The organism is Microbacterium sp. CPCC 204701 (genome assembly GCF_004010105.1).
Classification (GTDB): Bacteria; Actinomycetota; Actinomycetes; order Actinomycetales; family Microbacteriaceae; genus Microbacterium.
Map to the genome: position 1 here is coordinate 1 of NZ_RRYE01000102.1, position 8732 is coordinate 8732.

Annotated in this window: 9 protein-coding genes; 8 read left to right on the top strand and 1 reads right to left on the bottom strand. The window is 71.4% G+C overall.

What is annotated here, in order from left to right:
- The coding region (locus EIO58_RS08310) for a hypothetical protein (RefSeq protein ID WP_164861592.1) at positions 1 to 553 on the bottom strand (553 nt) is incomplete at its 3' end.
- 338 nt (positions 554 to 891) lie between these two features.
- On the opposite strand from EIO58_RS08310, the gene EIO58_RS08315 reads away from it, so the two are divergent.
- The 8 genes from EIO58_RS08315 to EIO58_RS08350 all read left to right on the top strand — a co-directional run.
- Complete coding sequence (locus EIO58_RS08315) at positions 892 to 2619, top strand: nitrite/sulfite reductase (protein WP_274543200.1); 1728 nt, start codon at positions 892 to 894, stop codon at positions 2617 to 2619.
- Entirely contained in the window at positions 2616 to 3359 is a 744-nt protein-coding gene (locus EIO58_RS08320; RefSeq protein WP_127819135.1) for a phosphoadenylyl-sulfate reductase, read from the top strand. The genes EIO58_RS08315 and EIO58_RS08320 overlap by 4 nt, the downstream gene beginning before the upstream one ends.
- On the top strand, positions 3356 to 4366 hold the full coding sequence (cysD, locus tag EIO58_RS08325; RefSeq protein WP_240658646.1) for a sulfate adenylyltransferase subunit CysD: 1011 nt from the start codon (positions 3356 to 3358) through the stop codon (positions 4364 to 4366). The genes EIO58_RS08320 and cysD overlap by 4 nt, the downstream gene beginning before the upstream one ends.
- Positions 4366 to 5727 (top strand): sulfate adenylyltransferase subunit 1, encoded by a 1362-nt coding sequence (locus EIO58_RS08330; RefSeq protein WP_127819136.1) that lies wholly within the window; start codon positions 4366 to 4368, stop codon positions 5725 to 5727. The genes cysD and EIO58_RS08330 overlap by 1 nt, the downstream gene beginning before the upstream one ends.
- Before the next feature lie 64 nt (positions 5728 to 5791).
- On the top strand, positions 5792 to 6856 hold the full coding sequence (locus EIO58_RS08335) for an ABC transporter substrate-binding protein (protein ID WP_127819137.1): 1065 nt from the start codon (positions 5792 to 5794) through the stop codon (positions 6854 to 6856).
- Between the two features lies 1 nt (position 6857).
- A complete protein-coding gene (locus tag EIO58_RS08340; protein ID WP_127819138.1) occupies positions 6858 to 7715 on the top strand; it encodes an ABC transporter ATP-binding protein in 858 nt (285 codons plus the stop codon).
- A complete protein-coding gene (locus EIO58_RS08345; protein WP_127819139.1) occupies positions 7705 to 8622 on the top strand; it encodes an ABC transporter permease in 918 nt (305 codons plus the stop codon). The genes EIO58_RS08340 and EIO58_RS08345 overlap by 11 nt, the downstream gene beginning before the upstream one ends.
- The coding region (locus EIO58_RS08350) for an SAM-dependent methyltransferase (protein WP_240658648.1) at positions 8619 to 8732 on the top strand (114 nt) is incomplete at its 3' end. The genes EIO58_RS08345 and EIO58_RS08350, both read left to right, overlap by 4 nt.

An 8732-nucleotide genomic window follows, 5' to 3' on the forward strand; every position in this document is an offset into this window, starting at 1 on the left:
CGGCGCCCTGCTCGGCACGCCGCAGGAAGCGCCCCGAAGGGCCGCTCCGATCGGGCACGTCCGCCACCTGGGCAGTCGGCAGGGCCGCGAGCGCGCCGGCCGCAGCGGCCGCGCGGGCCGACGTCGAGTCGTACCACCGCGCGCACGTCATCACCGGCGTGCCCTGGAACGTCACGACCCACCCGCGGGCGCCGTTGTGCGGCCCCGACACATACGCGGCCGCAAGGTCATCGGGCTCCGCCTGCAACTGCTGCACATGCGTGCGAGCGTGGTCGAAACTGCGGTACAGCAGGTAGCTGCGCCCGACCTCGCGGTTGTTCGACGCCAGCAGGCGCCAGAAGCCCGGCTCGGCGGCACCGGTCTGCCGTCCGCGCCGCGGCGCATCCTCGCCGCGGCCCAGGGCCTGCAGCTCGTCCGGTACGGACGAGCCGACCAGCGGCGAGCGGAATCGCACCCACGAGCGCAGCATCGGGTCGTCCATCGACCGGAACACGGTGAAGGTGATCCGCGGGCCCCCGTGTCCCGGCCCCTCGCTCGCGACGACGTCAGTCACCACGCATCTCTTTCTGCGCCGTACGGCGCAATCCCCATGGCGGCGACCCCGCCGCCACGACAGACCCTCCGGCCCGCGGATGAACGTGGAGCGCGGCGAACACGTTCTAGCGCTGTCTGTTTGATGACGGAACGGTGTCGGGTTCCAGATGACGCCTGGCTGCGGGCCGCACCCAGTCCGCGAGCTGCGACCGCGCAAGTGTGTGACGCACGGTTACGTCGGTTAACGCCGCTTGACATTCGGATAGGCCGCGGCCGCGCACGCTTCTAGCCTCACGGAATGGGCTCGATGGAGTCCGCCCGAGCGCTGCTCGGGAGTCCCCCGGAGGCACCGTGACCATCAGCGACACCGAAGCGCTCAGCGCCCCCGAGCGACCGCGCGCTGCCGTTCGCCCCCCGCGGCCGTCGTCCAAGCCCAACGGCCAATGGAAGATCGACGGCACCGCGCCGCTCAACGGCAACGAGGAGTGGAAGCAGCAGGGCGGCGGACTCGACGTGCGCGAGCGCATCGAGAACGTCTACGCCGCCGGCGGCTTCGCCAGCATCGACCCGACCGACCTGCACGGCCGCTTCCGCTGGTGGGGGCTGTACACGCAGCGCAAGCCCGGCATCGACGGCGGCCGCACCGCGACGCTGAGTCCCGAAGAGCTCGAGGACGAGTACTTCATGCTCCGCGTGCGCATCGACGGAGGGCAGCTGACCACCGAGCAGCTGCGCGTCATCGCGGGCATCTCGACGGAGTTCGGGCGCGACACCGCCGATATCACCGACCGCCAGAACATCCAGCTGCACTGGATCCGCGTCGAGGACGTGCCCGAGATCTGGCGCCGGCTCGAGGGTGTGGGCCTGCAGACGACCGAGGCGTGCGGAGACGTGCCGCGCGTCATCCTGGGCTCCCCCGTCGCCGGCATCGCCGCCGACGAGCTCATCGACCCGACACCGCAGATCGACGAGATCACCGAGCGCTTCATCGGCGATGAGTCGCTGGCGAACCTCCCTCGCAAGTTCAAATCGGCCATCACCGGCCACCCGAGCCAAGACGTCGTGCATGAGATCAACGACGTCGCGTTCGTCGCGGTCGAGCACCCCGAGCTCGGCATCGGCTACGACCTGTGGGTGGGCGGTGCGCTGTCGACCACCCCGCGTCTCGGCGAGCGCCTCGGCGTCTTCGTCCGGCCGGATCAGGTGGCGGATGCCTGGCATGGCGTCGCCGAGATCTTCCGGGACTACGGCTACCGGCGCCTGCGCAACAAGGCGCGCCTGAAGTTCCTCCTCGCGGAGTGGGGGGCCGAGAAATTCCGGCAGGTGCTGCAGGACGAGTACCTCGGCTACGCGCTGCCCGACGGTCCGGCGCCCGCCAAGCCCAAGACCCACGGCGACCACGTCGGCGTCCATCGCCAGAAGGACGGCCTCTTCTACATCGGCGTCACACCCTTGGTCGGCCGCGTGTCGGGCCCGACTCTCGCGAAGCTCGCCGACGTCATCGAGGCGCACGGATCGAGCCGCCTGCGCACGACCCCGCACCAGAAGCTCGTGATCCTCGACGTGCCCGAGGCGAACGTCGAGCCGCTCATCGCCGACCTGGACGTCCTCGGGCTGCAGGCGCGCCCGAGCCTCCTGCGCCGGGGCACGATCGCGTGCACCGGAATCGAGTTCTGCAAGCTCGCGATCGTCGAGACCAAGGTCAACGCGACGGCGGCCGTGCTGGACCTCGAAGAGCGCTTGAAGGGCTTCGACCTCCCGCATCCGATCTCGCTCCACGTGAACGGATGCCCCAACTCGTGCGCCCGCATCCAGACCGCCGACATCGGGCTCAAGGGCCAGCTCGTGATGATCGACGGCGAGCAGGTCCCGGGCTACCAGGTGCACCTCGGCGGCGGCCTCGCGTCACAGGACCGCGACGAGCCGGGCCTCGGCCGCACCGTGCGCGGGCTCAAGGTCGCCGCCGACGGCATCGCCGACTACGTCGACCGCGTGGTACGTCGCTTCCTGTCGGAGCGGGATGCCGCCGCCGGCGAGACGTTCGCCCAGTGGGCTCACCGCGCCGACGAGGAGGCCCTCCAATGACCGTGTCGCTCGCACCACGAGTCGCCGTGAAGCGCTCGCGCGAAGAGCTCAGGGCGCTCGCGGAGCAGGGCGAGCGCGAGCTGCGCAGTCTCGCCGCGGACGAGGCATCCCCCGCCGACGTGGTCGCGTGGGTCGCCCGCAATTTCGGGACGGATGCCGCAGCCGTCGCGTGCTCGATGGCCGACGCCGCGCTGCCGCACCTCGTCGCCGAGCAGCTGCCCGGCGTCGACGTGCTGTTCCTCGACACCGGCTACCACTTCGCCGAGACCCGCTTCACGCGCGACGAGGTGGGCCGCGTGCTGGACGTGCGGATCGTCGACGTGCTGCCCGAGCAGACCGTCGCCGAGCAGGACGCCGAGTTCGGCGCGAAGCTCTTCGCGCGCGACCCCGGGCTGTGCTGCGCGCGCCGCAAGGTCGCGCCGCTCCAGGACGCGCTGGCCGGATACGAGGTGTGGTTCACCGGCGTCCGCCGCGATGAGGCGCCGACCCGCGCGAACACCCCGCTCGTGACCTGGGACGAGCGCAACGGCCTGGTGAAGGTCAACCCCGTCGCCGCGTGGACCTTCGACGATCTGCTCGACTACGCCGGCGCCCACCAAGTGCCGGTCAACCTCCTCGTCTCGAACGGCTACCCCTCGATCGGCTGCGAACCGTGCACGAAGCCGGTCGCCCCCGGCGAAGATCCCCGGTCCGGCCGCTGGGCCGGCCTCTCGAAGACGGAATGCGGGCTCCACGTATGACTCGGACACTCACGGAAACCCTCGTCGCTAAAAACAGGACATCTGGCGAGGGCAGGACGATCCCCGAGGATTCGTCCTGCGCAGGCGAGATCACCTGTTCTGGGCAGCGGGGAACCGAGCTCTCCACGCTTGACCTGCTCGAGGCCGAGGCGATCCACGTGATCCGCGAGGTCGTCGCCGAGTTCGAGCGGCCGGTGCTGCTGTTCTCGGGCGGCAAGGACTCCGTCGTCGTGCTGCACCTGGCGACCAAGGCGTTCACGCCCGGCAAGGTGCCCTTCCCGGTGCTTCACGTCGACACCGGACACAACTTCCCCGAGGTGCTGGCCTTCCGCGACGAGACGGTGCGGCGTCTCGGCATCCGTCTGGAAGTCGCCCGCGTGCAGGACTACATCGACGACGGCCGCCTGCACGAACGCGCCGACGGCACCCGCAACCCGCTGCAGACCGTGCCGCTGCTCGACGCGATCGCGGCGGGCCGGCACGACGCCGTCTTCGGCGGTGCGCGCCGCGATGAGGACAAGGCACGCGCGAAAGAGCGCATCATCTCGCTGCGCGACGAGTTCGGGCAGTGGGATCCGCGCAACCAGCGACCCGAGCTGTGGAGCCTGTACAACGGCCGCCACACGCCCGGTCAGCACGTGCGCGCGTTCCCGATCTCGAACTGGACCGAGCTGGACGTCTGGCGCTACATCGAGCGCGAGGGCATCGCGCTGCCGCCGCTGTACTTCGCGCACGAGCGCGAGGTGTACCGCCGCGACGGCATGTGGCGCCCCGTCGGACCGTTCTCGCCGCCGCGCGGCGACGAGTCTGTCGAGGTCCGCACGGTGCGCTACCGCACGGTGGGCGACATGAGCTGCACCGGCGCGATCGATTCGGACGCGGCATCCGTCCCCGACATCGTCGCCGAGGTCGCCGTGTCGACCCTTACCGAGCGGGGCGCGACCCGCGCCGACGACCGCCTCAGCGAGGCGGCCATGGAGGACCGCAAGAAGGACGGGTATTTCTGATGTCGCTCGATGCCCAGTCCACGGTCGCCGAGCGCGTCGAAGCACCGCGACCGGTTTCGGCCGAGAAACCCACGCTGCTCCGGTTCGCGACGGCGGGGTCGGTCGACGACGGCAAGTCGACGCTGGTCGGGCGCCTGCTGCACGACTCCAAGGCGATCCTCGCCGACCAGCTCGAGCAGGTCGCCCGCACGTCGGCCGATCGCGGATTCGCGCACGGCGAGTTCGACTTCGCGCTGCTCACCGACGGCCTGCGGGCCGAGCGCGAGCAGGGCATCACGATCGACGTCGCGTACCGCTACTTCTCGACCGGCTCGCGGTCGTTCATCCTCGCGGACTGCCCCGGACACGTGCAGTACACGCGCAACATGGTCACGGGTGCGACGACCGCCGACGCCGTGGTCGTGCTCGTCGACGCGCGCAAGGGCGTCGTGGAGCAGACCCGGCGCCACCTCGCCGTCGTCGCGCTGCTGCGCGTGCCGCATGTGATCCTCGCGGTCAACAAGATCGACCTGGTCGGATTCGCAGGCGACGCCTTCGCCGCCGTCGCGCGCGACGCCGCGGCCGTCGCGGCCGAGCTCGGCATCGACGACCTGCACGTGCTGCCGGTGTCGGCCCTCGAGGGCGACAACGTCGTCGACCGCTCCGAGCGGACCCCCTGGTACGACGGCCCGGCGCTGCTCGAGCTGCTCGAGACGCTTCCGGGTGCGGACGCGCTGGACGCCGGGCTCGAGCCGCTGCGGCTGCCGGTGCAGCTCGTGCTGCGCCCGCAGGGGGGTCTTGCCCCCGAGGTCGCGGCCGACCCGGCAGAGACCGAGCGCCTGCGTGATTACCGCGCGGTCGCCGGCCGGATCTCGAGCGGCGCCGTGCGCGTCGGCGATCGGGTCGAGGTCTTCCCGTCGGGCATCGCGACCTCGGTCACCGGCATCCGGTCCGCCGGCGTCGAGGTGGACGAGGCGAGGGCGCCGCAGTCGGTGTCGCTGGAGCTCGCCGACGACGTCGACACCGCCCGCGGTGCGGTGGTGGCAGCGGCCGGCACGCTGCCGTCGGCCCAGCGCGAGTTCGAGGCGGAGCTCTTCCAGCTCGACGCGCGGACGCTGATCCCCGGCATCCGCGTTCTCGTCAAGCACGGCACGGCGACCGTGCAGGCGCTCGTCGCCCAGATCGAGTCGCGCTACGACCTCGACCAGCTGACGCACGTGCCGGCGCAGACGCTCGAGACCAACGACATCGGCCGCGTGCGGCTGCGGCTGGCGGCCGACCTGCCGCTCGAGCCGTACCGCACCAGCCGCCACGGGGGCTCGTTCCTCGTGATCCATCCGTCCGACGGCGCGACGCTCGCCGCCGGCATCGTGCGCGACTGAGCACCGGCTCGGGTCGCACGCGCTCCACCCATCCCTGTATCTGCCGAACGAAGGAGGCGACACCGTGAACAACATCCGCACTGCGACGACGATCACCACTCTGGGACTCGTGGCCGCCATGATGTCGGGCTGTGCTGCCGCCTCGGCTGACCCAGGTCAGGCCGCCGAGCCGGTGAGCGAGCTGCGCCTCGGCTACTTCGCGAACGTCACGCACGCGCCAGCCCTGGTCGGGCTCGAGGAGGGCCTCTTCGAGGACGCCCTCGGCGTCCTCGAGGTCACGACCCAGGTGTTCAACGCCGGCCCTGCCGCGATCGAGGCGCTCTCGGCGGGCGCGATCGACGCGACCTACATCGGCCCGAACCCGTCGATCAACACGTTCATCCAGTCCGGCGGCGAGTCCGCGCGCATCGTCGCGGGCGCCGCGACCGGGGGCGCCGCGCTCGTCGTGCGCGAGGGCATCGACGACGCGTCCGACCTCGCGGGCACCACGCTCGCGACGCCGCAGCTCGGCAACACGCAGGACGTCGCGCTGCGCACGTGGCTCGTCGACGAGGGGTACGAGACCGACACGTCGGGGGGCGGCGACGTGCAGATCACGCCGACCGAGAACGCCCAGACGCTGACGCTCTTCCAGGAGGGCGAGGTCGACGGCGCATGGCTGCCCGAGCCCTGGGTGTCGCGGCTCATCGTCGACGCCGGCGCCCACGTGCTGGTCGACGAGGCCGACCTGTGGGAGGACGGCGAGTTCCCGACCACCGTGCTGCTGGTGCGCAAGGACTTCCTCGACCAGCACCCCGACGTGGTCGCCGACCTGCTCGAGGGTCACGCCGACGCCGTGCAGTGGATCGCCGACAACCCGGCCGACGCCCCCGCCGTGATCAACGGCGCGATCGAGGCCGAGACCGGCAAGCCGCTGGCCGACGAGGTCATCACGCGGGCGCTCGAGCACGTCACGTTCTCGGTCGACCCGCACGCCGACACATTCGAGGCACTCGTCGAGGACGGCGTCGCGGCCGGCACGCAGAAGGAGGGCTCGATTGAGGGCCTGTTCGACCTGCGGCTGCTGAACGAGCTGCGGGAGTCCGACGGCGCCGACACCGTGTCGGCGGCAGGGCTCGGTGAGGACTGACATGAGCTCCGCTCCCGCTCCCGCGTCCGGTGCCGCTCAGGCGACGCCGGGCGCGGGGGCGTCCACCCCACTCAGCCCGAGCTTCGACGGCGTCACACCGGTGCGCCGGCCGGCGCCCGCTCCCGCGCCGGCAGTGCGCATCGACGGCATCTCGAAGCGGTTCGGCACCGGCCCGGTCGTACTCGACGACGTCTCGCTCGACATCGCCCCCGGCGAATTCGTGTGCCTCCTCGGGGCATCGGGCTGCGGCAAGTCCACGCTCCTCAACCTCATCGCGGGCCTCGACCGGCCGACGTCCGGGCGCGTCGAGACGCCCGCGGCCGGCTCGGCCGTGATGTTCCAGGAGTCCGCCCTCATGCCCTGGCTGACGGCCCGGCGCAACGTGGAGCTGGCGCTTCGCCTGCGGGGCGTGCGCCGCGGCGAGCGCCGAGAGAAGGCGATCGCGCTGCTCGATGCGGTGAACCTCGCGGATGCCGCGGAGAAGCGCCCGCACGAGCTGTCGGGCGGCATGCGCCAGCGCGTCGCGCTCGCTCGGGCCCTCGCCCAGGACCGTCCCGTCCTGCTGATGGACGAGCCCTTCGCCGCGCTCGACGCCATCACCCGCGACCTCCTCCACGAGGAGCTCGAACGCGTGTGGCGGGCCACCGGCCGCACGATCGTGTTCGTCACCCACAACGTGCGCGAGGCAGCGCGCCTCGGCCAGCGCGTGGTGCTGATGGGCAGCCGCCCCGGCCGCATCGTCCAGGAGTGGACCATCGCCAAGACCACGGGTCGCCGCATCGAGTCGCCCGAGGTCGCCGCGCTCTCGGTCGAGATCACCGACCAGCTGCGGAAGGAGATCCGCCGCAATGCCGCCTGAGACCCTCACCGTCGCTAAGACGGATGCCCCATCCGCTCACTCGGATGACCTGCGCTCGCTGGAGGCCGGGCTCGACAGCCTCCAGACGACGACGGATCGCGAGGCCGGCCGCTGGCGCCGGTTCGCGGCGAGCGTCGTGCCGCCGGTCGTCTTCGTGCTGCTGCTGATCGTCGCGTGGCAGCTGTACGTCGTTATCGCGCAGCCGCGCCCCGACAAGGTGCCCAGCCCTCTCGACGTGTGGAATGCCCTGGGCCTGGCCTGGGACACCGGCCGCCTCCAGGAGGCCGTGATGACGAGCCTCGAGCGGGGCATCGTCGGCTTCCTGATCGCCATCGTCGTCGGCACGCCCATCGGGCTCCTGCTGGCCGAGGTCCGGCCCATCCGCCGCGCCGTCGGCCCGATCATCTCGGGCCTGCAGGTGCTTCCCTCGGTCGCGTGGGTGCCCGCCGCGATCATCTGGTTCGGGCTGTCGGACGCGACCGTCTACTTCGTGATCCTCATGGGCGCCATCCCCTCGATCGTCAATGGCCTCATCGCCGGCATCGACCAGGTCCCGCCGCAGCTGCGCCGCGTCGGCACGGTGCTGGGTGCGACGCGCTGGCAACTCGCGACCTCGGTGATCCTTCCCGCGGCCCTGCCCGGCTATCTCGCCGGACTCAAGCAGGGATGGGCGTTCTCGTGGCGCTCGCTCATGGCGGCCGAGATCATCGCGACCGGCGGCTCGATCGGCTTCGGCCTCGGTTCGATGCTCGATCAGTCACGGGAACTCGCCGACATGGCAGGGGTGCTCGCCACCATCATCCTCATCCTCGCGATCGGCATCCTGATCGAGCTCGTCTTCTTCGGCCCGCTGGAGCGAAGGATGCTGAAGCGCCGCGGCCTCCTCGTCACGGGAGGTGCCCGATGACCGCCGACGCGACCGGGAAGGTGTGGCTCGTCGGGGCAGGGCCTGGTGACGCCGGCCTCCTCACGGTGAAGGGCCTGCGCGTGCTCGAAGCGGCCGACGTCATCGTGGCC